Source organism: Bacillus pseudomycoides DSM 12442 (genome assembly GCF_000161455.1).
Taxonomy (GTDB): domain Bacteria; phylum Bacillota; class Bacilli; order Bacillales; family Bacillaceae_G; genus Bacillus_A; species Bacillus_A pseudomycoides.
The window spans coordinates 5,186,406-5,212,053 of record NZ_CM000745.1 but is presented as its reverse complement, the minus strand read 5'-3'; the positions used below and the strand labels follow the sequence as shown (position 1 = coordinate 5,212,053).

The 25,648-nt window shown below is 33.7% G+C and carries 21 protein-coding genes and 2 pseudogenes; 8 read left to right on the top strand and 15 right to left on the bottom strand.

The genetic code is table 11. From position 1 onward, the window contains the following. Nucleotides 1-111 precede the first annotated feature (111 nt). The 4 genes from BPMYX0001_RS26400 to ycaC all read right to left on the bottom strand — a co-directional run bounded on the left by BPMYX0001_RS26400 (nt 112) and on the right by ycaC (nt 4,033). The gene (locus BPMYX0001_RS26400; RefSeq protein ID WP_006097255.1) at nt 112-1,947 is read right to left on the bottom strand and encodes an amidohydrolase; all 1,836 of its coding nucleotides are present in this window, start codon (nt 1,945-1,947) and stop codon (nt 112-114) included. 13 nt (nt 1,948-1,960) lie between these two features. Then, nucleotides 1,961-2,554 (bottom strand): antibiotic biosynthesis monooxygenase, encoded by a 594-nt coding sequence (locus tag BPMYX0001_RS26395; RefSeq protein ID WP_033799429.1) that lies wholly within the window; start codon nt 2,552-2,554, stop codon nt 1,961-1,963. Next, a complete protein-coding gene (locus BPMYX0001_RS26390; RefSeq protein WP_018767758.1) occupies nt 2,551-3,195 on the bottom strand; it encodes a hydrolase in 645 nt (214 codons plus the stop codon). Before BPMYX0001_RS26390 ends, BPMYX0001_RS26395 begins: the two co-directional genes overlap by 4 nt. A 193-nt stretch (nt 3,196-3,388) precedes the next feature. Next, complete coding sequence (gene ycaC, locus BPMYX0001_RS26385) at nt 3,389-4,033, bottom strand: isochorismate family cysteine hydrolase YcaC (RefSeq protein ID WP_006097251.1); 645 nt, start codon at nt 4,031-4,033, stop codon at nt 3,389-3,391. Nucleotides 4,034-4,549: 516 nt separating this feature from the next. Between ycaC and BPMYX0001_RS26380 the strand changes: the two genes are divergently transcribed. After that, a complete protein-coding gene (locus tag BPMYX0001_RS26380; protein ID WP_006097249.1) occupies nt 4,550-5,386 on the top strand; it encodes an alpha/beta fold hydrolase in 837 nt (278 codons plus the stop codon). A 436-nt stretch (nt 5,387-5,822) separates the two neighbouring features. On the opposite strand, the gene BPMYX0001_RS26375 is transcribed toward BPMYX0001_RS26380, so the two are convergent. Next, nucleotides 5,823-6,284 (bottom strand): DUF2691 family protein, encoded by a 462-nt coding sequence (locus BPMYX0001_RS26375; protein ID WP_006097248.1) that lies wholly within the window; start codon nt 6,282-6,284, stop codon nt 5,823-5,825. A gap of 289 nt (nt 6,285-6,573) precedes the next feature. Here BPMYX0001_RS26375 and BPMYX0001_RS26370 point away from each other — a divergent pair, with 289 nt between their 5' ends. Further along, nucleotides 6,574-7,464: a hypothetical protein gene (locus tag BPMYX0001_RS26370; protein WP_006097247.1), complete on the top strand. Its 891-nt coding sequence runs from the start codon at nt 6,574-6,576 to the stop codon at nt 7,462-7,464. Nucleotides 7,465-7,904: 440 nt separating this feature from the next. Further along, complete coding sequence (gene hfq / locus BPMYX0001_RS26365; protein WP_006097244.1) at nt 7,905-8,093, top strand: RNA chaperone Hfq; 189 nt, start codon at nt 7,905-7,907, stop codon at nt 8,091-8,093. A 452-nt stretch (nt 8,094-8,545) separates the two neighbouring features. Here the strand turns inward: hfq and dltC are convergent, their stop codons facing one another. The 3 genes from dltC to BPMYX0001_RS26350 form a co-directional block, all read right to left on the bottom strand. After that, nucleotides 8,546-8,785, bottom strand: a complete 240-nt coding sequence (gene dltC, locus BPMYX0001_RS26360) for a D-alanine--poly(phosphoribitol) ligase subunit DltC (RefSeq protein WP_006097242.1) — start codon at nt 8,783-8,785, stop codon at nt 8,546-8,548. A 70-nt stretch (nt 8,786-8,855) separates the two neighbouring features. Continuing rightward, nucleotides 8,856-10,022 (bottom strand): D-alanyl-lipoteichoic acid biosynthesis protein DltB, encoded by a 1,167-nt coding sequence (gene dltB / locus BPMYX0001_RS26355; protein WP_033799428.1) that lies wholly within the window; start codon nt 10,020-10,022, stop codon nt 8,856-8,858. Nucleotides 10,023-10,113: 91 nt separating this feature from the next. Further along, entirely contained in the window at nt 10,114-10,713 is a 600-nt protein-coding gene (locus tag BPMYX0001_RS26350) for a TetR/AcrR family transcriptional regulator (protein ID WP_033799427.1), read from the bottom strand. A gap of 862 nt (nt 10,714-11,575) precedes the next feature. Between BPMYX0001_RS26350 and BPMYX0001_RS26345 the strand changes: the two genes are divergently transcribed. Beyond that, on the top strand, nt 11,576-13,519 hold the full coding sequence (locus BPMYX0001_RS26345; protein WP_006097237.1) for an alkyl/aryl-sulfatase: 1,944 nt from the start codon (nt 11,576-11,578) through the stop codon (nt 13,517-13,519). 101 nt (nt 13,520-13,620) lie between these two features. Here BPMYX0001_RS26345 and BPMYX0001_RS26340 read toward each other — a convergent pair. From BPMYX0001_RS26340 to BPMYX0001_RS26310, 7 genes and pseudogenes are all read right to left on the bottom strand, one after another. Then, a pseudogene (locus tag BPMYX0001_RS26340) lies at nt 13,621-14,004 on the bottom strand (DDE-type integrase/transposase/recombinase); the annotation flags it as partial. 216 nt (nt 14,005-14,220) lie between these two features. Then, the gene (locus BPMYX0001_RS26335; RefSeq protein ID WP_006097235.1) at nt 14,221-16,071 is read right to left on the bottom strand and encodes an FtsX-like permease family protein; all 1,851 of its coding nucleotides are present in this window, start codon (nt 16,069-16,071) and stop codon (nt 14,221-14,223) included. Between the two features lie 16 nt (nt 16,072-16,087). Further along, the gene (locus BPMYX0001_RS26330) at nt 16,088-16,849 is read right to left on the bottom strand and encodes an ABC transporter ATP-binding protein (protein ID WP_006097233.1); all 762 of its coding nucleotides are present in this window, start codon (nt 16,847-16,849) and stop codon (nt 16,088-16,090) included. A 358-nt stretch (nt 16,850-17,207) separates the two neighbouring features. After that, nucleotides 17,208-17,708, bottom strand: a complete 501-nt coding sequence (locus BPMYX0001_RS26325; protein ID WP_006097232.1) for a DinB family protein — start codon at nt 17,706-17,708, stop codon at nt 17,208-17,210. A gap of 78 nt (nt 17,709-17,786) precedes the next feature. Continuing rightward, nucleotides 17,787-18,701, bottom strand: coding sequence for a helix-turn-helix transcriptional regulator (locus tag BPMYX0001_RS26320; protein ID WP_003209996.1), 915 nt, complete (start codon nt 18,699-18,701; stop codon nt 17,787-17,789). Between the two features lie 16 nt (nt 18,702-18,717). Beyond that, nucleotides 18,718-19,287 (bottom strand): YdeI/OmpD-associated family protein, encoded by a 570-nt coding sequence (locus tag BPMYX0001_RS26315; RefSeq protein ID WP_006097229.1) that lies wholly within the window; start codon nt 19,285-19,287, stop codon nt 18,718-18,720. A 256-nt stretch (nt 19,288-19,543) separates the two neighbouring features. Next, a pseudogene (locus tag BPMYX0001_RS26310) lies at nt 19,544-20,635 on the bottom strand (Tn3 family transposase); the annotation flags it as partial. 455 nt (nt 20,636-21,090) lie between these two features. Between BPMYX0001_RS26310 and BPMYX0001_RS26305 the strand changes: the two are divergent. The 4 genes from BPMYX0001_RS26305 to BPMYX0001_RS26290 all read left to right on the top strand — a co-directional run bounded on the left by BPMYX0001_RS26305 (nt 21,091) and on the right by BPMYX0001_RS26290 (nt 25,639). Next, complete coding sequence (locus BPMYX0001_RS26305; protein WP_006097225.1) at nt 21,091-21,795, top strand: response regulator transcription factor; 705 nt, start codon at nt 21,091-21,093, stop codon at nt 21,793-21,795. Continuing rightward, entirely contained in the window at nt 21,795-22,781 is a 987-nt protein-coding gene (locus tag BPMYX0001_RS26300) for a sensor histidine kinase (protein ID WP_006097224.1), read from the top strand. Before BPMYX0001_RS26305 ends, BPMYX0001_RS26300 begins: the two co-directional genes overlap by 1 nt. A gap of 142 nt (nt 22,782-22,923) precedes the next feature. Next, nucleotides 22,924-23,694 carry an ABC transporter ATP-binding protein gene (locus BPMYX0001_RS26295; RefSeq protein WP_006097222.1) on the top strand — a complete coding sequence of 257 codons (771 nt, stop codon included), beginning with the start codon at nt 22,924-22,926 and terminating at the stop codon, nt 23,692-23,694. Next, the gene (locus BPMYX0001_RS26290; protein ID WP_033799426.1) at nt 23,669-25,639 is read left to right on the top strand and encodes an FtsX-like permease family protein; all 1,971 of its coding nucleotides are present in this window, start codon (nt 23,669-23,671) and stop codon (nt 25,637-25,639) included. The genes BPMYX0001_RS26295 and BPMYX0001_RS26290 overlap by 26 nt, the downstream gene beginning before the upstream one ends. The last annotated feature ends 9 nt before the right edge of the window (nt 25,640-25,648 follow it).

Here is a 25,648-nt window from a genome sequence, read left to right as displayed (position 1 = left end):
AGAGCCCATATTACCATTATGATCTTAATACCATTACTATTTAGGTCCGTCTTCGGCGCCATACCCTTATTGTAGAAAGAAAACCACCGGCATTATATCGGTGGTTCTGACTTAGAAAGCAAAGCAAGTACAACCAATACCCCATTTAGTTCCATCTTTTCCTATTACGGTATGAGTGTGTTGATGGAGAGGGTTACTGCAACGATGTAACTTGTGACCATTGGCATCGTGAGAAAGTATATTATGGGCTAGGTTAGCACCACCATAGCCATAAACTCCAGTCGGTGCCCAATCAGGTGATGCTGGCGGCAATTCAGGTGATAAATTTTTAAATTCATCATTTCCATAAACAACCTGCCCACCCATAATAGTGAGTAATGATTCAAGGTCTTTGATTTCTTCTTCTGGCACAGTAAAGTAGTCAGCAGACAATACAGCAATATCAGCAAACTGACCTACTGCAAGGGTTCCCTTTTTACCTTCATCACCAGAGAACCACGCACTTCCTTTGGAATATAGTTCCAGGGCTACTTTTCTGTCAAGTTTATTTTTTTCATCGTATATCGAAAGACCACCAATGGTTTTTCCGGCAACCATCCAGTAAAGAGCAACCCAAGGGTTATAGCTAGAAACCCTGGTTGCATCACTACCGGCGCCAACAGGTATACCAAGGTCTAGCATACGATAAATCGGAGGAGTACGCTTTGCAGCTTCTTTTCCGTATAAATCAACAAAGTATTCACCTTGGAAAGCCATGCGGTCTTGGATGGCAATACCACCATTTAAAGCCTTAACACGTTCCATACTACGATCCGAGATTGTTTCTGCATGGTCAAACCACCAGCGTAGACCATTAAAAGGAATTTCTTTGTTGACTTCCTCAAACACATTTAAGAAACGTGTTATTGACTCGTCATAAGTTGCATGTAAGCGGAATGGCCAACGGTTTTCCACCAATAGAGAAATTACTTTCTTTAAGTCAGCTTCCATCACCGTAGCTAGTTCGGGCTGCGGCATCTGAAATTTTTCAAAATCGGCTGCCGAGAATACTAACATTTCTCCGGCACCATTCATTTTATACTTATCATTTCCTTGACCTGGAGAAACAATCTTTGCCCATGAAGCAAAGTCTTCATATTCATGATTTGGATTTTGCGTAAATAGATTATATGCAATACGCAAAGTTAATTGATCTTTCTCAGCTAAATGTTCAACAACTTTGTAATCATCAGGATAATTTTGGAATCCGCCACCTGCATCAATGGCACTTGTGATACCTAATCTATTTAATTCGCGCATAAAATGACGAGTTGAGTTAATCTGATCGTCAAAACTAAGTACTGGAGCTCTCCCCAAACTTGAATAAAGAATAGAAGCGTTAGGATTGGCAATTAAAAGACCTGTTGGATTACCTCGTTTATCCCGCTCAATTAAACTGCCCGGAGGGTCTGGGGTATCTTTTGTGTATCCCAGTGCACGCAGCCCAGCACGATTTACAAGTGCTCTATCGTAAAGATGTAGCACAAAGACAGGAGTGTCTTCAGAAACGGCATTAATCTCTTCCAAAGTTGGCATCCGTCTCTCTTTAAATTGAAATTCAGACCAACCTCCAACTACTCTTACCCACTGAGGAGCAGGTGTACGCCTTGCCTGCTCTTTAAGCATTTCCAGAGCAATAACAAGTGATGGCACACCTTCCCAGCGTAATTCCATATTATAATGAAGACCGCCACGAATAACGTGTATATGAGAGTCATTCAGGCCTGGAATAGCTCTCTTTCTTTTAAGGTCTATTTTTTTTGTTTTTTCTGTGGCACTATCAAGAAGCTCATCTCCACCTACTGCAGTGACTAAACCATCAGTTATGGCGATAGCAGATACCTCAGGTTGAGAGGGATCAAGGGTAGTGATTTTTCCGTTATATAAGATCATATCCGGTAAATTCATGTTCACACCTCGTCTACTTCCTATTATTTTGTAACCATGGATGAAATATTTTACCGTAAATCGGCATGACTACCCATGATAGCAAGGACACTACACATACAGAAACAAAAAAAGCTGACATAATAGGGTTCATATTTTTTATAATAGGTCCTATCACTTTAGGAACCAACATGCTAAGAGGCCATACACCAAGAACGGTAACAATAGACATTTTCCATTTTGACGGTGGAACTGGCGTTTTCGGAGTAACAAACCAATAAGCCAAACTGCTTTCCGTTTTGTAAGTTGGATTAGTAGCTTGAAATTGTTCTGCCTGTTTTAACAAATCTCGACGAATATCTGATTCTTGCCAAGCACGTAGATGCTCATACGTATCGAAGCGGAAAATAACAGTATACTCTCTGGATTCGTTATTGGGGACTATTAGATTTACGCCTAAATGCCCTGGGAATTTAGTAGCGGCAGCTTCGATTTCATGTCTCCATGTTTCAAACTGTTTTTCTCTACCTTCTTGAATTTTCCATGTAACAATCGTTGTTACTGGACCGCTAGCATCCATCGTGTTCCCAATATGAGTCTCTCCGACAGTCACTCTTTCTTTGTTCATAATTTTCTGCTTGGAAGCGCGCCATGTACCATAGTATATGCATATTCTACGCCTTGACCATAAGCGCCAGTGTGTTCTTTTACAATTTCCATAACAGCATCATAAGTGTCTTTGCGTGCCCAGTCACGTTGGTATTCAAGTAAAACTTGGATTGCTGTCACTGGAATTGCACCAGCTTGTTCTACACGACGCATAGCAGCGTTATGTGCTGTCAAACTAGTACCACCTGAAGCGTCATCAACTGCATAAACCTCATAGCCAGCTTTAATTGCTTCAAGTACAGGGAATGCAAGGCAAACCTCAGTCCAAAGTGCTGCAAATATTAATTTCTTTCTACCTGTTGCTTTAACTGCCTCAACAAATTTTGGATCTTCCCAAGAGTTCATTGAACTACGTTCTATAATTTCATGGTTTGGGAATATGTCAAGAATTTGTGGCCAAAAATAACCAGAAAAGCTGCGTGTTTCAACTGTAGTAAGAATAGTAGGTACGTTAAAAGTTTTTGCTGATTTAGCAAGCAGCATAACGTTATTAATCAATGTTTGTCTGTCAATACTTGCAACTCCAAAAGTCATTTGAGGCTGAAAATCAATCAAAATTAAGGCACTGTTCTCGGGATTTAACAATTCTAAATTACTCATAATAAAACGCTCCTTTTTAAATCGTTCCTATTTTTTAGAAAGTAATTTATTTTCTGTTAATTAAAACTGTAATCGTAAAAATAAAAGTTCTGCTATACTTTTTAATTTAAAAGAGAGCGCTGATTTAATCAGCGCTAAATTTATACTATCCACTTTTTAAAAAGTGATTTAAAGCTATTTCTTTGGAATACATTTATGCATTTTGTTTACTAAGATCTCGCTGAGCTCCCATATAGCTTCCAATTATATTTTGATAGCCTGGAAGATTACTAGCAAGCAAATTGCCAAAACCTTCGACATCGTTGCGCCAATCGCGTTGTAATTCGCAAGCTACGCTAAACCAGTTCATAAGTTGTACGCCACTATGTGCCATACGCGTATTGGCAGCATCTGCAACTTGTTTACTGAAAGTTCCTGAAGCATCAGTAACAGCAAATACTTCATATCCAGCTTTTATAGCGGAAAGTGCCGGGAAAGCAACGCAAACGTCCGTAACTACGCCCGCGATGATAATTTGTTTTTTTCCAGTTTCTTCGATTGCTTTTACAAAATCATCATTATCCCATGCGTTAATTTGTCCTGGTCGAGCTATTTTTGGTGCGTGAGGAAAGAGGTCAACCAATTCTTGCATTAAAGGTCCGTTAGGTCCATGTTCAAAGCTTGTTGTTAAAATAACTGGTAAATCAAAAAACTTAGCAGTGTGAGCAAGAGCTAAAACATTGTTCTTGAATTCATCAACACCATAGTCACGTACTAGTCCGGACATAAGACCAGTTTGATGATCTACTAAAAGAACGACAGCATCATCTTTGTTAATACGAGAATAGAGATCAGCCATTATGTATTCCTCCTAAAAATTAAGTAATCGAAGAAAGTTTAAACAGTGGAATATTATCATAAACTTCTTCGTTTGTTACGATTAGTTTATAACTAAACTGACCGTTAATATTAGTTATAGCACCATTCACAGAACATGAAGCGCTATACAAATTTATAGTATTTGAAAACCAATTCGCTAATCAATTCTAAATTATCTATAATTTGTATAGATGGTAACTATAGTTATTTCTACCATAAAATTGATTGGTTTTACCTATACATTCTATAGATAGAACAATATTGATAGTTACCTATTTTTGCTATTAGAATTGAATATGAGGAATGTTCAGCAATTATTTCATGATGAAAAAGGTATTAGATGGGGAATTGCTACAAAAACAGAAAATGAATTCATCGGAACAATAGAGTTTCATGCTTAGAATTCACAACATAAACGTGCATAAATAGGTTACGAGATTCATCCGGATTATTGAAGAAAAGGATATATATTAGAATATTTTTTGGAGGTAGAAGAATGACAAAAATTACTGTAGGAACCGAAAATCAAGCACCAATTGAGATATATTATGAGGATCATGGTATAGGAAAACCAGTTGTACTAATTCATGGTTGGCCGTTAAGTGGTCGATCTTGGGAATACCAAGTTCCCGCTCTTGTTGAGGCTGGATACAGAGTTATAACATATGATCGTCGAGGCTTTGGAAAGTCATCTCAGCCGTGGGAAGGATATGAATATGATACCTTTACTTCTGATTTACATCAACTAATAGAACATTTAGATCTTCAAAATGTCACACTTGTTGGTTTTTCTATGGGTGGAGGCGAGGTAGCTCGGTACATTAGTACATATGGAACAGATCGTATTGAAAAGGCTGTTTTTGCTGGAGCAGTTCCTCCATATTTATACAAATCAAAGGATCATCCTGAAGGGGCATTAGATGATGCAGCAATTGAAGAATTCAAAAGTGGCGTGATAAATGACCGCCTTGCATTTCTTGACGAATTTACTAAGGGATTTTTCGCAGCTGGTAATCGAACAGATTTAGTTAGTGAGCCATTCCGTTTATATAATTGGAATATTGCAGCTAGTGCATCCCCTAAAGGAACACTCGATTGTATTACTGCCTTTAGTATGACCGATTTTAGAAAAGACTTGGAAAAGTTCAATATACCTACTCTTATTATTCACGGTGACTCTGATGCAACTGTACCTTTTGAGTTAAGTGGAAAACGCACATATGATTCCATTCCTGGTAGTAAACTCGCTCTTATAAAAGGTGGTCCTCATGGATTAAACGCAACTCATGCAAAAGAATTTAATGAAGCATTATTAACATTTTTAAAAGACTAATCTTTGATGACCTACCGGAGGCGGCTCAACAGTAATATCAAGAATAGTAACATGAATTTATCGATTAGAGGTTTTTTAGGTCTCTTAGGGGTATTGCTACATTGCTATCAAGATAATATTTTGAAGAATCCTCAAAACAAAGAAATGTACATTTCATCTGGAGATGTACATTTTTTCATTTTGGGGAAGAATGTATTTTTCAACATCGAAAGATTCATAAAAAACGTCATCCTTTCTAGTTAGCTTTTTAGAAAGAATAAAGTTTTTTTACTTTTGGGGGCACTTCAAAATATTAGCTTGATTGGCATGTGATCCCACCCACATTTTAACGAATGTTGGCGGTACGCCATATAGTAGTAAATGAAGCTTATATATATGTGATATAAGAGAAAAGGGCCCCCGTAAAAGGGGGCCTAATTTTACTGCTCAAGGTATGCTAGAAAAACGTTCCACCATTACTTTCCGTTAAATATTTGGTATCTACATAACCAAGGTCTTGAACGTGTTGATACAATTTCTGTAGTAACTCCTCATTTTTACATAAAATACTAATATCATAACTATCAACTATATTTAACAAGAATTCACAATCACTATTAATAAAATCCGTTGCTGTAATTATCGATGTATAATTTTCCTTTTCAGTAAAAGCAGACATCGTCAAAAAGAATAAATAATATTTCTGGTTTAAGGTATGTTCTAAATCACTCCCAGTTATGAAACGATCATTATTGAATGAAAATGCATTTGGAAAATCACCGTTAGAATCTTTAACGTATACTTCAGCCGTATCAATTTGCCATACATAGTTTTGGAAATTAAAAGGTTCTAATAAACTCAGTACGGATAAACTGAAATTTTCATCTTCTGGAGCGTGGAAATGTATTCCTATATTCATTGTATGATAACCTCCTATTTTTATTATTAATATATATAATTTAATTGTATAATAATGGAAAACGAGGATAGTTTTTAAAATTATTGACTGAACCCCATGCTCATCAAGCCAGGAAAATTGGTCGCCCCCCCAAATGCTAAAAACAAATCAAAAATTTTTCAATCTAATAATAATTGATTTTAGAATCCAATAGAGTTCCCCTCGATTTAAGCGGATTTTGAGTGTTAATATTTACCTGATAATATTATAATTTATTATATAGAAAATATATAATAAACGGAGAATTATCATGCTGAATATAGATATTAATCGTTTAACTGATATTTGTTTAGAATATCAACAGTCTAGATTTTATGTTGGTAGAATACCTGATGATTTCTTGTCAATTGCAAAAAAACGTTTCTCTATACCAAAGGATGATCAGATTATTGCTTTTTTAAGTTGTAATTTGTTTGGCTCAGGAAAATATGGTGTCTACTTTACAAGCTCAGGTCTATATTGGAAAAATTGGCTATTAGGTAAAGGAACTATGAAATGGGATAAATTAGATGAAGTGCAGCAAATTGTAATTGATAAAGATGGGTTTTTATCTTTTGATGCACAAAAAAGTTTTAATATTAACGGGAGTGATTATCCAACATTGTTATTTAAAGAGTTACTTATAGCTCTTAAAAATTCATTCCATAATTCAAAGAAAACTAATATACATCCAGTTGTAAAAACTGATGAGATAAAATCAATCTGTAATTTGTTTGAGACATATGATGAATTATTAGAACCTGATAATGGGTTGTTTATAGACACTCATATTTCAGACAAAAAGTTAAAGGTAATTTTGGCACGATATATTATTTCAAAAGAAGAAGAAATCATTGCTTTTTTAGATACATCTGTCCTTGGTAATTTGAGTAAAGGATCCGATGGGGTATTAATTTGTCAATCGGGTATATATTTTAGAGAAACTTTTGTACACTTGTATTTTCCATGGCATGTCTTTAGGAATATCCCTATTACTTTGGTTTCAAACGAGTTAGAAATCGGAAAAGGAAACATATTTCATCTTCAACATGCTAGAATGCCTAGTCAAGAGATTCTATTATTCATCAAGAATTTAAAACAGCAAGTTAATTCTTTATATGAGGAAAATAAGGGTTCTGTTGCAAAGTTTTTTTACACATAGAGACATGGGAAGATTGTGGTCAAGTTTTATGAAACCGTTAATAAATTCTGTAATTCGTTATTGAGAACCTCTAAAGCTTTTAAAATCAAGAACTTGTACTATTATCAATAGAGTATACTCTATTGATAAAGAGAAATTTAAACAAAGTTCAATTTATGGGCTGATGCTTTATTTATAATTGAAATTAGGGATATAAAAGCCTAATTTTAATTATTAGCCTCTTGTTTTTGTATTTATTTTCCACATTGTCCCCTCATGCCTTGAATCGTTTCCGTACCCCAATTTCCCCTTTTCGGGGATTTGTGCAAAACACCCATTTAAGCAAAATAGGAAAATGGTTTAGAAAAATAGAAAGTGAATGGAAATCACAAATACCTAACAATGAAAAGCAGATGGTATTAGAAGAAAAGTAACTACAAACAAACCAGGGGGCACATTCCATGTTTAATTTACAAGAAGGCATGTATGAACAATTGAAAGGTAAAAAAGAGGAAGTCACTTTATTTTTAAAGAGTGGGGTTCCAATACGTGGGCAAATCCTTGCAACAGATAGATTTATCGTCCTAATGATGGTTGGTGGTAAACAATATCTGGTCTATAAACAAGCCATTTCTACAATTGCTACGTAATACATACTGGATTTATGTAAATATTTCTCAATATTATATTATTGCTATATACACTATAATATAAGTAATTCTTTTTATTATTTATATTTTTGTTATTCCCTGTTGCAGAATCCTTATTGTAAGGATTCCTTTTTTTGTATTAAAAACCTACAATTAAAAAGATAAGACCGGGGAACACGATCTTATCTTTAGCGTAAGGGGGTCACTATACATCGCCATCAACTTAAGAAATTGATTGCTCCCCAAAACGAAAAAAATGAGTCAAATTCTCATTAATAATTGTAAAAAGGTAAAATTCTCGTTATGGGGTTATTTCAAAATCTTAGGTTGATGGACATGCGGCTGAACCCAAATGATTGTGAGAGTATCAAAATGTCCAAGTTTTATAGATTTTTTGTACCAGAACCACAAAAAGGTCCAATGCTAGGAGCATCGGACCCAAGGTTGCTTTTTCATCGGATATCTTCCAACTTCTTAATAATCATATTTGGTGTTGCCCACTCATCGCGATCGAAATCAGAAATAGATACTTCAATATTTAGACGTTCTTGGAATTCTACTAGTAAAGATACTGTACCAAAAGAATCAAGGATACCTTCTTCAAATAATTGCACATCAGGATTTTCTTTTACAATATCATTTTCACATACTTCTTCTAAAATATCTAATACTTGATTTTTGAATTCTGCCATTAAAAAAATCTCCTTTATATCTGAAATGTATTATTAGTAACTTCTTAGTTACAAGAAAAGAAATTACTTATTAAAAATAATTATTTAGGTGACCAGAGAAAATTAGGAAACCGAAACATACGAAATGGAATGTAATCACAATTGCAAGGACATGCATGAACGTATTGTTAGGCCAAAATTTATGCTTCTTGTTTTTTCGCTCGAAAATATCAAATAAAATAAACAGAGCAATATGATATAGACCATAAATCATATATTGAGCAATATGATGACCAGTAATATGCCAAATTCCCATGATAAAAAAATTTAAAAAGACGCCAATATATGAAGTCATATGGCGATTTTTAATGAGCTTTTTCTTTGTTGCGAAAAAGACAAAGCGCATGTAAATAAAGTCACGGAGCCAGAATGATAGGCTCATATGCCAACGATTCCAGAAATCTTTAATATTACGACTGATAAACGGTTTATTAAAGTTTTCTGGTGTTTTAATCCCCATCATATAACTGACACCAATTACAAATGAGCTATAACCTGCGAAGTCAAAGAAGAGATATAAACTATAGCTATACATGAAAATCATATTTGATAAAATTGTGTCTTGGTGAGCTAATGTTGCATCCATAATATGTTCTTTTATTAGGTAAGCAAGTATAAATTTATATAGAAAACCTTGGAAAATACGGTTAATACCTATATATAGTAGATTTTGATATTCCTCAGCACCTGGTGGTTTTTGAATATCTTTTTGGAACCTGCGATACCGATCGATAGGTCCGGTCGAAATGGCAGGGAAGAACAAAATAAATTCCCAGAAATTAAAAAATGAGCATTCTTTAATTAAGCCATCGCGAATTTCAAATACCATTTGTACTGCCCTGAATGTTACATAAGATATACCAGTAAAAACAATGAGTTTTAATTCAGGTACAAATGGTGCGATTTTTGCCAAAATCAGTGGCAAAATCGACAAAATAACAGCCATGTAAAACATGAACGTATTATTATTTTGTTTTCTTAGTAGTAAATAGCCTTTAATAAGGACATATTGCCAAATAATAAATACTGCTAACATCATCGCTTGATTTGGTTTATCCGAGAAGATAATAGCAAGCATAATTAGCGTTAGGACAGCATTATATTTGCGCAACATTTTACCTCTTAATCCAGCTATGATAGTAGGTATCAATAAAATACCCACTATAGCGAAAAAATAAAATGATCCATATGCGGTCATGCTGTAACCTCACTTTATAATGTTCTACAATCCATTATTCCATTTGGTCTCATGGAATAATGGATTGGCACATGAATTATCTCGGGATTATTTAGTAATCACTCATTGCGTCTTTTGGAAGGGCAAATGCTGATATAAATGCTTTTTCTATAAGCGCATATGCCGGAGCAATTTGTTCCTCTGAAGCCCCATGCATAACTTGTAACGCTAATCCATTCACTGAAGCCAATAAGGCCCTTGAAAATGCTGCTAAGTCAATGATTTCTACATTGGAAGTTTGAACATATTCTTGAATTATGTCTATCAATTGGTTCTGTAGAACTCGAATTTCTTCCATAATTTTCGGTGACCAAGCTGCTGCTGCTAATAAAGTAAAATACACCTTTCTCCATTCAGAACTTTTGAATTGGTGATGTACTACAAATATAAGTTTTTTTAATTTCTCTGAAAAATCTTGTATATTTGAGAGTTCCTTCTGAATTTCTTTAATTTGTTTTTGCATGACATAAGAGGTAGCGTTAACTAATAAACCCTCCTTTGTTGGAAAATAATAGTGAATTAAACTTAAAGTAATTCCCGCTTTTGTAGCAATATCTCGTAATGTAATAGCGGTTGTACCTTTTTCAGCTAAGCATTCAAACGTAGCCATTAGTATTTGATCCCGAGTAGCTTTTTTTTTTGGACTAGACATTGTATTTCACCATCTTATTTTTTATTTGGTCAACCGACCAATTTATACAAATCTATACTAACTTATTAGAGCATTCTTTACAATACTGAGTACCATCCCGTATCCACCAATCTAAGGTTTTAAAGTAACCCCTAAATGAAGATTTTTTTCTCTATAGTTAGTTATTTTGAGAATTCAGCTCTTTTTTTCTTTTTTTGGGAGTATATATTTTTTAAGTTGATGGGCATGGGGTTCAGCCGAGATACATGTGATTTTGGGTCATATTCTATATTTTATTTCCATTATCAGAATTTGGTGTAACAAAAAGGTGGTTTACTATTAATGTTACGAATTATTTTTGATACAGTATTTTGTTACAGCCAGTTCAATGATTGGGATATTTCATATTTTCAAATACAAAACGTAACAAAAACGGTCGTTTTTGTTACAAATATCACCCCAAAATATCATTTGGTGAAAATTGTCTTACTATGACCTAGTTTTACACGTATCTCGGCTGAACCTCATTTAGAAAATTTTGCAACAGATCCTGAGGAAGAAATTGAATTTCTCTCTACTTATTTCTATAAAGACGGAACGTACTATCACTATGTCGTGTAAACTAACGATTTTACTATTCTTGTAATGGCTAGCCAATTTAATGGTTATACCATTAGTCCCAATGCTAACCACTCGTGTAGTTGCCTAGCATTATTGTACATAGAAATAATTGCACATATACCTTTACCTAGAAGAACAGGAATAAGAATCCTATCATTACTTGCCGTGCCCCCATCAGTTTAGGGAGGTTTTTATCGCTTAACGAAGTATTTAATAATTTTATAAAACACAAATTATAGTATCAATAAAAGGAGGAAACGGAATGACTGTTTACAACAACAATCAAGGCGATGAACTGAATATAGATAGAAAACAGGCGACAAATAAAACCCGTTTAATTCATGATGATTTATATAAATCAGTTGAATGGGGAAAACTAGAAATAGAGCAGGAATTGGCCAGAAAGAACACACTGGTCGAGGTACCTTTACCTATCATTAACGGAAAAAATAATTTACCACCTGTATGGGATTTGAAAAGATATTCTTTTTTATTAAAGGAGCAAATACCTGATACTGTTCATCCAAAGCTGTGGGAACATGGTAAATTAAATCTTCATTCAGGATTATTTAAAGTAACAGATCGTATTTATCAAGTTAGGGGTTTTGATCTTGCTAATATGAGCATTATTAGAGGAAATACGGGTTGGATTATCATTGATTGTTTAACTTCTGCAGAAACTGCAAAAGCTGCCCTCAAATTAGTGAATGAACATTTGGAGAATATGCCCATTAGTGCTATCATCTTGACCCATTCCCATACAGACCATTATGGCGGAATCTTGAGTGTTTTATGTTCGGATACTGAAAAAAAAATAAACGTATATGCTCCAGAAGGTTTTATGAAAGCTGTCATTGAAGAGAATGTTACTGCAGGAGTAGCTATGTCTAGACGTGCTGTGTATATGTACGGAGAAGTATTACCTCATGATGAAAAAGGAGTAATAGATAATGGAATAGGAAAAGAGGTTTCTACTGGCACAATTACTCTGACCAATCATGTGAAAGAAATATCAAAAAGTGGTAACGGGCAGTATGTAGAAAAGGTAATTGATGGGGTGATTATACAGTTTCAACTTACCCCGGGTACAGAAGCGCCTGCAGAGATGAATATTTATATTCCAAGTGAAAAATCTCTATGTATTGCAGAAAATTGTTCTGCAACCCTCCATAATTTGTATACTTTACGAGGCTCACAAGTTAGAGATCCGATAGCTTGGGCAAATTATTTGCAACAGGCCATTGATTTATTTGGCGATAGTTTGACCACTGTATTTGGAGTTCATAATTGGCCGCGTTTTGGTAATCAACAGTGTAATGATTACTTGGAAAAACAAAGAGATGTATACCAATACATCAATGACCAAACCTTACGATTAATAAATCAAGGTTACACATTAGAGAAGGTAGGAAGAATAGTAAAACTTCCAAAGAGTTTACATGATGAATGGTACAATAGCTCATTTTATGGGACTGTTAATCATAACGCAAAGGCAGTCTATCAAAAATATATGGGATGGTATAGTGGAAATCCGGTAGATCTAAATAAATTATTTCCGGAGGACTCAGCAAAAAAATACGTGGAATATATGGGCGGTGAGGATTCCGTATTAGAAAAAGCAAAAAAATCCTTCCAAGATGGAGAGTATCAATGGGTAGCCGAAGTAACGAAACAAGTTATTTATGCAAATCCAAACAATGAAAATGCAAAGCTGTTATGTGCGGATGCTTTAGAACAACTCGGTTATATCGCAGAATCAGGTCCATGGAGAAATGAATATTTAACGGGAGCCCAAGAACTGCGTTCAGGTATTACACCTATTCCCATTTCAACCATATCAAAAAAGGTGTTAGATTCTTTACCTCTTCAAAATATATTATATTTATTTAGTATACGATTAGATGGAATAAAAGCAGGGAATTATGATTATAAAATTAATTTTGTGATTCCAGATCGAGATGAAGTAGCTTCTACTGAAATAAAGCGTGGGATATTTAGATACTTGAATAATGAATTAGCAGCAGATGCAGAGGTAACAGTTACTATGCAGAAAGACCAATTATATGAATTGGCGACTACGAATAATAAATCCAATAGTTCCATTATCATTATTCAAGGAGATAAAGATAAATGGCAATTATTCTTGTCGGCACTAGATAAAATAGATCCCAATTTCAATATCGTGACACCCATTTCTGAGGAGTAATAGCGTTTCGGTTCGGGTGCAAAAATATAAGGGAATAAAGTGCATGGTTCTGTTGCAAAGTTTCTTAACAGATAAAAAGTTGGTATGATTGCAGATGGATTTTATGCAATCGTTAGTAATTGCTGTAATTCATTATATGTTGAGAAAACGCAGTTTGGTTGCAAACTGTGTTTTCGTTTATATATGGCATGAATCGCTTCGATCCCTTTCAAGGTACACGAAGCATGGCGAAGATTTTGAAATCCTGCAGATTTGGCAAAACGGCCTTTTATATGTCTATGGTCCTGTTCTATGAGATTATTAAAATGCTTGATTGTACAATGATTTGTATGTTTATAAAAGCCTTGTTCCTTTAATTTTTTGAATGCACAAAGTAATGCTGGTGCTTTATCTGTTGTTAGAACCGTTGGTTCTCCAAACATTTTCACTAACCTTTTCATAAAGGCATATGCAACCTGATGATCCCGTTTTTTACGAAGTTGTAAAAAGAAAAGTGTACTTTAAGGAAATATTTCACATAAAAAATCCGATTCTCATGTATTTAAAGAATCGGATTTTTATTACTTTCTTTTTATTTGAGTTTCCCGTAATGGACGTAAATTTTCAAACTGTTTTTCTTTAAAATACTCCTTATATCATTTTCCTCCGCACACTTTTTCTAAAAATTAGCTCAGTTTAGAGATCTTTGCAACAGAACCTTCTTAGTCCTCTTTCGGAAGAACAATTCTTTTATACAATTGAACTGTAATGAAGTAGTAAATCGCGTAAATGACTACGAACATAACAATCGGAACCCAAATACGGAAATACGGATCATGTAATATAAATCCAAACATATTCATACCAACTAAAACGTGAGCAATACCCACGATCGCTGGGAATAAGAACACTAAAAATAACTCTTTATAAATAGACTTCGTTAATAGTTCGCGACGAACACCGATTTTACGAAGCATCTGATAACGTGTAATATCTTTTGATGCACCAGATAAAATCTTAAACATTAAACAACTTGCCATCATCGCTAAGAATGCAATTCCTAGGAAGAAGCCCATGAATACAGTTCCGCTTGTAAAGCCGTAAAACTCAGTGTATATAGAATATTTACTTGTCAACTCGACTTCTGCTATTTTATATTTAGCTAATTGCAATTCGTCAATTTTTTTCAATTCTTTTTTATATGTTAAGAAATCATTTGTTTTTCCAAGAAATGCAATGTTCTCTTTACCTTGCAAACCATCATACATTTTTTTATCTACAATTTTGATTGTTTGATTAGTGTATAGATAATGTGGTTGAATCTTTTTGAATGCGGCACGCCACTCCTCAGGAATCACATTATCAGATATCTTCTTAATATAACTTAAAGTAGCACCTACTGGTAATTCTTCAGAAACGCGTTTGATTTTACTGGCATCTGCCAGTCTTGTAGCATTTTTTGAATCTTGTACTAAAGGACGATTTTTCTCTAATTCTTCTTTTATATAATACACATATTTATCGTCTGTTTTGTAATGATATTCGTTTTTCTCTTGGAATGTCATACCATCTAATATTTTCTTTTCCTCTGTGCTTGGATTATGAATCGCTACATCATAAATCGCCAAAGTATCTACAGTACGCATAACGTTATTTTTAAAGGCCATACCAGTTGAAATTGCACCTGCTCCAAGTGCAACTAACATCGCTATTGTCGCTAGTACTTTTGTTAAACTATTAATACGGAAGTTTAATTGCGCGAATGTAAAAGCATTAAGACCTTTTTCACTACGTTTTTTATTACTCTTTAGTTTTTTAATCATAAATGGAAGGGCGGATCCAAATAACATGTAAGTCCCTGATGTTATTGTAATTAATGCTATGATAACTCCCATTTCTTGTAACTTAGATATATTAATCATGGAATGATAACCAACGCCTAGTAAAATGATTGCAAAGACTGCAACTATTCCCGTGATTTTCCCTTTAACCACAGGACGTTCGGTTTGCGCATCTGCATGTACAAGTTGTAATACTGAAATACGTGATAATTTAATGCTATTCATAATGGCAGCTAACACAAATAGTGCACAGAAGAAAATACAAGTAACAGTGATTGATGGAACATAAAAGGCTTGATAACCACCTCCAGTAAACTCAAGTTGCTTCATAAGTAACTGTCCAACCCCTTGTGAAAGACCTACACCGACTGCAATTCCGATTACAAGGGACGCCGCACCTAACACTATGGTCTCAATAAACATAAGAAATGTAACCTTATGCTTCTTTGCTCCTAACATCATATACATACCAAATTCTTTTTGCCGAAGTGATAGTAAGAAAGAATTCGCATACAAAATGTAAAAGAATGTGATGATCGCTAGTAGCACCGTACCAGCATGGAAGACGAATCCAATTTGACTAATAGTAGAATTGGATTTAAGAAATGCTTCATTCTGCGCTAATGTTTGGAACATGTAAAAAATTGAAATTGACATAACGAGACCAACAAGTAAGACGATATAATCTTTTAGCTTACTTGTTAGTCCTGACATGGAAAGCTTAAATAACATGCTTGAACCTCCTTTCTTATGCTTTTTTTGTACCTAAATCTGCAAGCACATCTAAAATTTCTTTATAGAACTTTTCACGCGTACCAGTACGATGAATTTCTTTATATAATTCGCCATCTTGAATGAATAGAATACGTCGGCAGTAACTTGCACTAAACGGATCATGTGTAACCATCATAATGGAAACACCTTGTTCTTCATTTAGATTTGTCATCGCATCTAAAAGACTCGTTGCATTTTTAGAATCAAGTGACCCTGTTGGCTCATCTCCTAAAATAATTGCTGGTTCATGTACAAGCGCACGGGCTGCTGCTGAACGTTGCTTTTGCCCACCAGATACTTCAGATGGATACTTTTGAAGTATTGCTGAAATCCCTAACATGTTCGCTACTTTTTCCACTTTCGGTCCAATCTTACGAGACGGAACACCTTGAAGTGAAAGCGGCAATGCAATATTTTCATAAATTGATAGGTTCTCTAGTAAATTAAAGTCCTGGAAGATGAATCCTAATTTTTGAGAACGGAAATCAGAAAGCGCTCCTTGCTTCATCTTCGTAATATCCGTGCCTGCAATTTCAACAGTACCGCCCGTTGCTTTATCCAATGTTGAGATTACATTTAGTAGCGTTGTTTTGCCTGAACCAGATGGTCCCATGATGCCAACAAATTCACCCTCATGAATCGAGAACGACACACCTTTTAATGCGTGTGATTGGCTTTCGCCTTTTTTACCGTATACTTTTTGGACGTTTTTAACGTCAACAACTGGTTTGTTCATATATATCCTCCTATACTTGTTTTTCCTTTTCCTATTCTGCATTTTTTCGACATAATCCGCCATGGATTAACATTACATTTACCTTACATTTTTGTAATATATAAAACCAGGTCCTGTTGCAAAGTTGAACAGTGTCCCAAAATAATAAATTTAGCATGAATCCCCTTTTTCGGGGGAATGTGCAAAAATACCCAGCATAAAAAATCGATTCCTTTACGTAAAGGAGCCGATTTTTTTAATTTGGCTTATTAAGCTAATGCCCCCATTAGTTTAATTAAAGGACATTTATATAGAAAACAGATGAATATTTTATTGGATTCTCATATGAACTATCATTAATTTACAAGTACTATTTGCCCTAACTCTGATACCAATATAAAGCGAGGTCATTCATTGTTGAAGCGTGCCCCTGTTGCCTTAGCATGGTTGTTATGTTACCTCGATGATAGGTACCATGGTTAGCAACATGAAATAAAATTTCTGAGTATGCAGTCTCTCTAGCACCTGACCAAGGATTATTCAAATTAATTTTTAGTTCTAAATCTTTTTGGCTATTCATCCATTCTTCATACTGTGAAGCTAGTTCTTCGAAAGACTTAATAAATTCATCTACAGAATATAAATTAGTCTTTTCTAATAATGACATAGAAGCTTCCAATGCTTCTTGCATACCAATTCCTTTAAGTACTTGTAACCACATTACATCTACTACATAGATATGGCTAAACGTTTGAGCAATATTTGGATATGAACTATTAGCCTCTTTATATAGGACATTGTTTGGTAATTCTTTTATTCTTTCTAGTAACACCTTATTAGCCCAAAGATGATACTTATACATATTTTTTGCATGGTTCATTTAACAGCTACTCCTTTAGTTCTGGTTTTTTAAAAGTTGATATCTAGATTATAAAAAAAGATATATGACAGCAGCTTGTCATATATCTTCATAAACTTTTATTATTTTTTTTGCCTCATCTATTAAAATTGATTGCAGTTCCATCGGTTTTACAATTTTAGCACCGCTACCAAAGCTTAAAAGAATCGATTTAAGCCATCCAGCCTGTAGAGGTTGATAAACAGAAATTGTAATTGTCATACTTCCGTCATCGTTAATGGTTTTTGAAGAATTCTGGAATTGGTCTAATGCTTCTGCTAAAGAATTAGGACTTACCCAGATTACTACATCCTCAAACCCCACCAGGTTACGGTTTGAATAAAATGCTTCATCTTTAATTTCGTGATTTTGTAGAAACTTTTCTTGTGTCAGAGTGACATCCATCATACGTGATAACCTAAATTCTCTATAATTCTGACGTTCTCTACAATAACCATATATATACCAGTTACGGAACTTATAATGAAGGTGAATAGGTTCTACTTCACGAGATGTAAATTCATTTTTATTGCTTACATAATTAAAGTGGATTACCTTTTTTTTATGTATAGCTTTTCGCAGATTCATTAATGAATTGGGTTCTGTTCTATGGCTTTCCAAGTCAACCAATAAAGACTTATTATTACTGTTTGTATCCAGTAATTTTAGCCTATCTATCGTATGTTCAATTTCTTTATCTTTAAAAATATTCGATAAACTACTTAATACTGTAATTAAATTCAGAATGTCATAAGAACCCATTAGGCTTTTATCAAATTTGTATCCCTTTATTATACCGAATCCCCCGTTAGTCCCTTGGTAAGAAACAACTGGTATTCCAGCAGCACAAATAGCTTCGATGTCCCTATAAATTGTCCGTGGTGATACTTGAAATTCATCAGCTAAACTAGAAGCTGACAAAATTTCATTATTTAAGAGCTTGAATATGATTGATATCAAACGTTCTAATTTCAATTCTCATTTCCTTCCCTTAATAATTGATTAAGCGACCATTGTCATTCCATTGACCGTACATTTTATTTTCTCTGGTATTTTCAATAAACTTATCCAATCTTTTATTAAAAATATTAGGTTCATTTCTATAACTTTGTATCGTATCAATTCTAATCCTTCTGTATAGATCAGGAAAATTAATGAAGTTTTGATATAATTGGTCATCTTCTTTCAGACGAGTTTCAATATCTGCATCTATAGTAAAAGATTCAGGTCGCATATCAGGAAGAACTCTCAGTCCTTCTTCTTTCATCAAACCTAATTGATATAATCTCCTTACTCTTTCCTTATTTAATTCTGTCCAATTACTGTTTTTCTTTCTTGGGGAAAGCCTTTGAGCAAGTTCAGTATCTGATATTTTCTTCTTTATGCCATCAATCCAACCAAAACATAGTGCCTCTTCAACTGCATCTAAATACTGAATCACTTCTGATTGCTCAGTTATACTTACTATCACCCAACAAAATCTTTCAGTTTTTGAATTTTCCTCAAGCCAATCTCTTAATTTCCACCTTGTCTTAACTCTAAGTAAATTCTCTATTTCCATTTTTAAATTTATCCTTTCTAAAATGAATATATGTCCTAAGTATAACTGTTTAATAAATTTGTTAGATCGGTAACATAAATGGTATCATATTCTCGAAAATCTCCTAGCATTTTTTTGAGTTGTTCGCAATCCTTTGTTACTCCAGAAACTTCTTCTTCAAAAATAATGTCCATTCATTGAAGAAGCCATAGAGATAGAATAGCTTTATTACATTTTGTCTTATTCCCCCTTTTCGGAGGATGGGAAAAAACACTCTTTACCGCTTTTTTATAGGATTTTTGTCTCGTAATGGTCTTAAATGATTGAAATTTGTTTTTTGGTTTAAGTTCCATACATAATCACCTGTCAACGTAATATGTTCCCATCCAAGTGGAGATATATGTTGTAAATATTCTTCTGGAATTTCCACGCCTTTTGCACGCAAAGCATCTACTGCACGTGATATATATACTGTATTCCATAATACAATTGCAGAAATAAGAAGTTGCAAACCGCTCGCTCTGTGTAATTGGTCTTCATAAGAACGATCACGAATTTCTCCTAATCGATTGAAAAATACAGCTCGAGCAAGTGCATGTTTTGCTTCACCTTTATTTAAACCAACCTGTACACGTCTTCTAAGTTCGGGACTCTGTAACCATTCTAACGTATATAAAGTTCTTTCAATCCTTCTTATTTCACGCAAAGTTACAGATAAGCTATTCTGTCGTGGATAGGCAGCCAGTTTTTTTAGAATAAGAGAAGCTGTGACGGTCCCATTACGAACAGAACTAGTTAATCGTAATAAGTCATCCCAATTTTCTCTTATTTTCTTTGTATGAATTGTTCCACCAATCATAAATTCCAGATGTGGTTGTTTTATGGGCTTGTCAAAAGTATAAATTTTATTTTTACTAAACGTTTTAATTCTAGGAGCAAATCGAAATCCTAACATATGACACATGGCAAAAATATGATCTGTAAAGCCTGCTGCATCCGTATAATGTTCTTCAATTTTCAAATCTGTTTCATGATACAGTAGGCCATCAATAATATGTGGCCCTTCTTCTGAAGAGCTGATAACTTGTACATAAAACGGTGCATATTGATCTGAGATATGTGTATAAAAACTTAATCCTGGATCTCTACCATGTTTTGCATTTACTTGTGCTAACGGACTAGACTGACCACCAGCTCTAAAGAATTGTCCGTCAGAAGATGAAGTCGAACCATCTCCCCAATGAGAAGAGAACGGGTATTTATGCTGAGAATCAGTGATTGCTCCAAGAGCTTTGGAGTAATTTTCATCCCTTATATACCAATCCGATATCCAAGCTAATTGTGTATAAGATATATTTGGACAAGCATCTTCATTCCTTTTTCTCTCCTTTTGTTCAATAACTTAATTCTATATATTTATCTGAACATAGATAAGTTTTCAAGGTTTTTGAACACGAAAAAAGGCGAAATTCATAATTTTTTGTTCAATATTAAAGTGTACAGAAATATATGTTAATTAAAAGTCAGAAAAGTAAATTGGATAAAAAATATTAATGGATATATTGAGTTATTACCTATTCAAATACCCTTACTAATATCAATTCATTTTATTAATAAAACTTATCTATATTCTGAAAAACCCCAACCCATTTACTCTTAAAATTTTTATTAATAAAAAACAACAGATATAAGCTTTATTTGATATTAATTGCATTTTAGGGCGTATGTAAGATATTATTTCTTTTAAATAAATTAACTTAAAAATTAAATATAAAAAGCCAAACAAACTTTAAAAATCACACTTAAATTAGAGGAGAGTACGATATGAATACAATCATGATTGTAGAAGATGATATAAAAATCGCTGAATTACTGGGAACTCATATTAAAAAATACGGATATCAAAGTGTTATTATAGAGGATTTTGAAAATATTTTAGCTACATTTCAAAAGATTAAACCAGATTTAGTGCTATTAGATGTAAATTTACCTAATTTTGACGGTTATTATTGGTGTCGCCAAATACGAGCTATTTCTACTTGTCCAATTGTATTTCTATCTGCAAGAAGTGGAGAAATGGATCAAGTTATGGCTTTAGAAAATGGTGGTGATGACTACATTACGAAACCTTTTTATTATGAAGTTGTAATGTCTAAAATCCGTAGTCAACTCAGAAGAGCATACGGTGAATATGCTCCTAAAGTAAAAGAACGAATAGTTGAGCAATCAGGATTATTCCTGTTCCCAGAAAGAATGGAACTTCAACTAGATGATAAGACAATTTTACTTACTAGAAAAGAAACAACTTTATTGGAAATATTGATAACAAAGTCTCCGCTCCTTGTAAAACGTGAAGTGATTTTAGAGCAACTATGGGATAGTTCATATATAGACGAGAATACATTGAGTGTAAATATAGGGAGAATTAGAAGGAAGTTGCAAGATTTAGGTATTGAAAACGCACTGGAGACAGTTCGTGGTGCTGGATATCGTTTGCATGCTACTTGGGAGAAGGAAGGAAAGGAATAATGAAATTATTTTTACAAGAACATATTCCACTCATTTGTTATACATTTGCCCAATTGCTTATCATTCTTTTTATATATTGGTTTGATGGTTATCCACATATTTTGACAGCATTATATTCTGTGTTTTTGGGTGTTTTTTTATTAATAGGTTATCTAATATATCGTTATTATAGTCATCGTTCATTCTACAAGCGTCTATCAACTCCAATGGAAACTTTAAATGAGTCAATAAAAGACAGTGATTTGACTCCATTATCAATGGCCTTAGATAAATTACTACAAACTCAATATCAATATTATCAAAACCAATTAAAAAAATGGGAACGAAAACAACAAGAACAAATGACTTTTATGAATCAGTGGGTTCATCAAATGAAAACACCTCTTTCTGTTATTGAGTTAATTACACAAGATGCAGATGACTCTCGATTTGACAGTATTAATGAAGAAACGGAAAGAATAAAAAAAGGATTAGAAATGGTCTTATATGTTGCTCGTTTAGAAACATTTGAACAGGATTTCCATGTAGACAGATTGAAATTATTGGGAATGATTGATTCTGTTATTCATGAAAATAAACGTCTGTTTATACGTAGTTATGTGTATCCAAAGGTAAAAGTAGATCCGAGTCTTATTGTAGAAACAGATAAGAAATGGTTTCGATTTATACTCAATCAAGTGCTGTCAAATGCAATTAAATATTCATCAAGTAAGAAAGAGAAAGTAATAGTATCAGCGTATTCAAAAGGACGAGCAATTATTTTGGAAGTAAGAGATTATGGAGTGGGTATTCCTACTGCTGATTTACCACGTGTTTTCAATCCATTTTATACTGGAGAAAATGGTAGGAAATTTAAAGAGTCTACGGGAATGGGATTATATCTTGTTAAAGAAGTATGTGAAAAATTAAATCATAAGATTGAGCTAGAATCTGAGGTAGGTAAGGGAACAAAAGTTAGAATCGTATTCCCATATGCATCTCGTTAACCGATGAAAGTTAGATTTTTCATCGGTTTTTTCTTTTGAATCTTACAAACTTGTTAGATAAATGTTAGGGAAATCGATATGAGACATACTATATATTGGTTACACTTTATGTATCGAAAAGAGAAATGGAAGGTGAAACACTTTGGAAATACTACATGTTTCAGATCTAGGGAAAGTTTATGCTGGGAAAATTTCTTATACAGCATTATCCCATATTGATTTAAAAATAAACAAAGGTGAATTTGTAGGAATTATGGGACCATCTGGGAGTGGTAAAACAACGCTATTAAATATGGTGTCTACTATAGATGCTCCAACATCAGGAGAAGTATTAATTCATGGAGAAAATCCATATCTGTTATCTCCAGATCAGTTGTCTTTATTTCGAAGACGTGAATTAGGGTTTGTTTTTCAATCATTTAATCTCCTTAATACATTGACAGTGAAAGAAAATATTGTTCTTCCACTTACGCTTGATGGTGTAAGCCCTAGAGAAATGGAAGGGAAAGTTGAAGCTATTGCTGAAAAACTGGGGATAACTGAAATATTAGATAAACGTACGTATGAAATTTCTGGTGGACAAGCTCAAAGAACAGCAATCGCACGTGCTACTATTCATAATCCGAAATTATTACTTGCGGATGAGCCCACAGGAAATTTGGATTCAAAATCTGCTTGTGATGTGATGGAATTATTGACAAGGCTTAACAAAGAAAATGACACAACGATGATGTTAGTGACACATGACGCAATGGCTGCGAGTTATTGTGATCGAATCGTGTTTATCAAAGATGGACAGTTATACAATGAGATTTATTGCGGAGATAATCGCAAAGTATTCTATCGAAAAATTCTAGAAGTTTTAGCATTATTAGGAGGAAATGCATATGACTTTTCGACAGTTCGCGTTTAATAACATCATTCGAAGTAAAAGAACATATTTGGCCCATTTTTTAAGTAGTACGTTTGCTATAATGATTTTCTTTACTTATGCATTACTTGCATTTCATCCTAATTTACAAGGCGATCTTGCTACCAGTGTAACAATCAATACATTTGCAAAGTCAGGATTACAGATATCGCAGGGGTTAATATTTTTCTTTTCATTCTTCTTTATCCTATATTCTGTAAGTGCATTTTTAAAAACAAGAAAAAAAGATTTTGGAATTCTAATGCTACATGGGATGTCACGTTCACAGTTGAATAAATTAGTATTTATTGAAAATATAATAATTGGTATCGCTTCTATTTTAACAGGAATTACAATTGGAATGGCGTTCTCTAAGTTTATCTTAATTATGAGCAACAATCTGTTAATAATTGATAAAGGACTCCCATTTTACATGCCCTTTAAAGCAATTGGAATAACATTTGGAGCTTTCTTCTTACTATTTTTATTTATTTCACTTTTCACTTCTCGACTAGTAAATGTAGAGCAATTAGTAGAATTAATAAAAGCAGAGGAAAAGCCAAAGCCTGAACCAAAAGCATCCTTTTGGCTATCTTTATTCGCACTTATTTGTATGGGATTAGGATATACGGCTGTCTTCCATAGTGTTAACGCAATTCAGTACAAGGGTGCGAATTATGTATTTTTCATGATGGCGGCAGGGGTGAGCTTTGTTGTACTTGGAACGTATTTCTTATTTACCCAGCTCAGTGTGTATGTGTTACGTGCATTAAAGAAAAGGGAAAATATTTTCTTTAAGAAAACAAACATACTAACCATCTCAGATTTAGTGTATCAATTAAAAGATAATGCAAAAATGTTTTTTATGGTCACTATTATTTCTACCGTTGCCTTCACTGCAGTGGGGACTTGTATGGGATTAGGCAACTCATCCATGGCTGAATCGGAAAGTCCTTTTGCATTTTCTTATCAGTCTTATAATAATAACCATTTAGAAAAAGAACATCTAAAAAAAATAGAAAGCGAACTCCATGATGGTGAGTTTAATTTCAAACAGGTGACTTATTCAATAAAACAAATTCGAGATACTCTCTATAACAGTAATTTATTATCAACCGTTATAAAATTAAGTGATTATAATAAGTTAGCTAAGGCATTTGGTTTTGAAAAAGAAAGCTTAAAAGATGAAAATGATAGTGTTGTCATACCTTCAAGAAAAGTTGCTAATACAAAATCTAATCAAAATAACTTTCAATTGTTGTATAGAAATATAAAAAAAGATATGCATGTAAATAAAATAGTTACTCCGAAAGAATTACAAGAAACAAGAGTAACGATAATTATTGTACCAGACGCTGTATATAATCAAATGATAGCGGATCCAGAGAATTACTATTTTGAAACCACTATTAATGGTTTTATTGTGAAAGATTGGGAGAAAACAAAAAAAGTTGCGGAAAATATTGTAGCTGCTTTTCAGAAGGATAATAAAGGTATAAATGAGCATATAGTAGACAACGAAAAATATACATTTTCGACTTTAATTCTTACATGGATAGTGATGAGGCAAGGGTTTGGACTTGCATCTATCATGAGTGTATTAATAGGCATTGTTTTCTTTACGTTTGCTGCAAGCTTTTTATATTTCCGATTATACACAGACTTAGAACGAAATCAGCAGCAATATAAAATGATAGCAAAGGTCGGTTTAAGCAAACCGGAATTAAAGAAAATTGTGTCACGTCAACTTACATTGTTGTTCTTTTTACCAATTTCAATAGCGATTACACATAGTACGGTTGCTTTTATGGCCTTACAAAAGTTAGCCAATTTTTCAGTTTTGGGTAGTTCAGTTATGGTATTGATTTGTTTCTTAGTTTTGCAAATTATATACTTTTACTTTGTTCGTTCTCAATACTTGAAAAAAATGTATAAAACTATTTTTTAATTCAAAAAT

Coding starts and splice junctions, on each gene's coding strand:
- BPMYX0001_RS26305 (WP_006097225.1), top strand. CDS start 21,091: ATGAATACAATCATGATTGTAGAAGATGATATAAAAATCGCTGAATTA.
- BPMYX0001_RS26300 (WP_006097224.1), top strand. CDS start 21,795: ATGAAATTATTTTTACAAGAACATATTCCACTCATTTGTTATACATTT.
- BPMYX0001_RS26370 (WP_006097247.1), top strand. CDS start 6,574: ATGCTGAATATAGATATTAATCGTTTAACTGATATTTGTTTAGAATAT.
- BPMYX0001_RS26330 (WP_006097233.1), bottom strand. CDS start 16,849: ATGAACAAACCAGTTGTTGACGTTAAAAACGTCCAAAAAGTATACGGT.
- BPMYX0001_RS26315 (WP_006097229.1), bottom strand. CDS start 19,287: ATGGAAATAGAGAATTTACTTAGAGTTAAGACAAGGTGGAAATTAAGA.
- BPMYX0001_RS26290 (WP_033799426.1), top strand. CDS start 23,669: ATGACTTTTCGACAGTTCGCGTTTAATAACATCATTCGAAGTAAAAGA.
- BPMYX0001_RS26400 (WP_006097255.1), bottom strand. CDS start 1,947: ATGAATTTACCGGATATGATCTTATATAACGGAAAAATCACTACCCTT.
- BPMYX0001_RS26345 (WP_006097237.1), top strand. CDS start 11,576: ATGACTGTTTACAACAACAATCAAGGCGATGAACTGAATATAGATAGA.
- ycaC (WP_006097251.1), bottom strand. CDS start 4,033: ATGGCTGATCTCTATTCTCGTATTAACAAAGATGATGCTGTCGTTCTT.
- hfq (WP_006097244.1), top strand. CDS start 7,905: ATGTTTAATTTACAAGAAGGCATGTATGAACAATTGAAAGGTAAAAAA.
- BPMYX0001_RS26390 (WP_018767758.1), bottom strand. CDS start 3,195: ATGAGTAATTTAGAATTGTTAAATCCCGAGAACAGTGCCTTAATTTTG.
- dltB (WP_033799428.1), bottom strand. CDS start 10,022: ATGACCGCATATGGATCATTTTATTTTTTCGCTATAGTGGGTATTTTA.
- BPMYX0001_RS26325 (WP_006097232.1), bottom strand. CDS start 17,708: ATGAACCATGCAAAAAATATGTATAAGTATCATCTTTGGGCTAATAAG.
- BPMYX0001_RS26380 (WP_006097249.1), top strand. CDS start 4,550: ATGACAAAAATTACTGTAGGAACCGAAAATCAAGCACCAATTGAGATA.
- BPMYX0001_RS26375 (WP_006097248.1), bottom strand. CDS start 6,284: ATGAATATAGGAATACATTTCCACGCTCCAGAAGATGAAAATTTCAGT.
- BPMYX0001_RS26395 (WP_033799429.1), bottom strand. CDS start 2,554: ATGAACAAAGAAAGAGTGACTGTCGGAGAGACTCATATTGGGAACACG.
- dltC (WP_006097242.1), bottom strand. CDS start 8,785: ATGGCAGAATTCAAAAATCAAGTATTAGATATTTTAGAAGAAGTATGT.
- BPMYX0001_RS26335 (WP_006097235.1), bottom strand. CDS start 16,071: ATGTTATTTAAGCTTTCCATGTCAGGACTAACAAGTAAGCTAAAAGAT.
- BPMYX0001_RS26350 (WP_033799427.1), bottom strand. CDS start 10,713: ATGTCTAGTCCAAAAAAAAAAGCTACTCGGGATCAAATACTAATGGCT.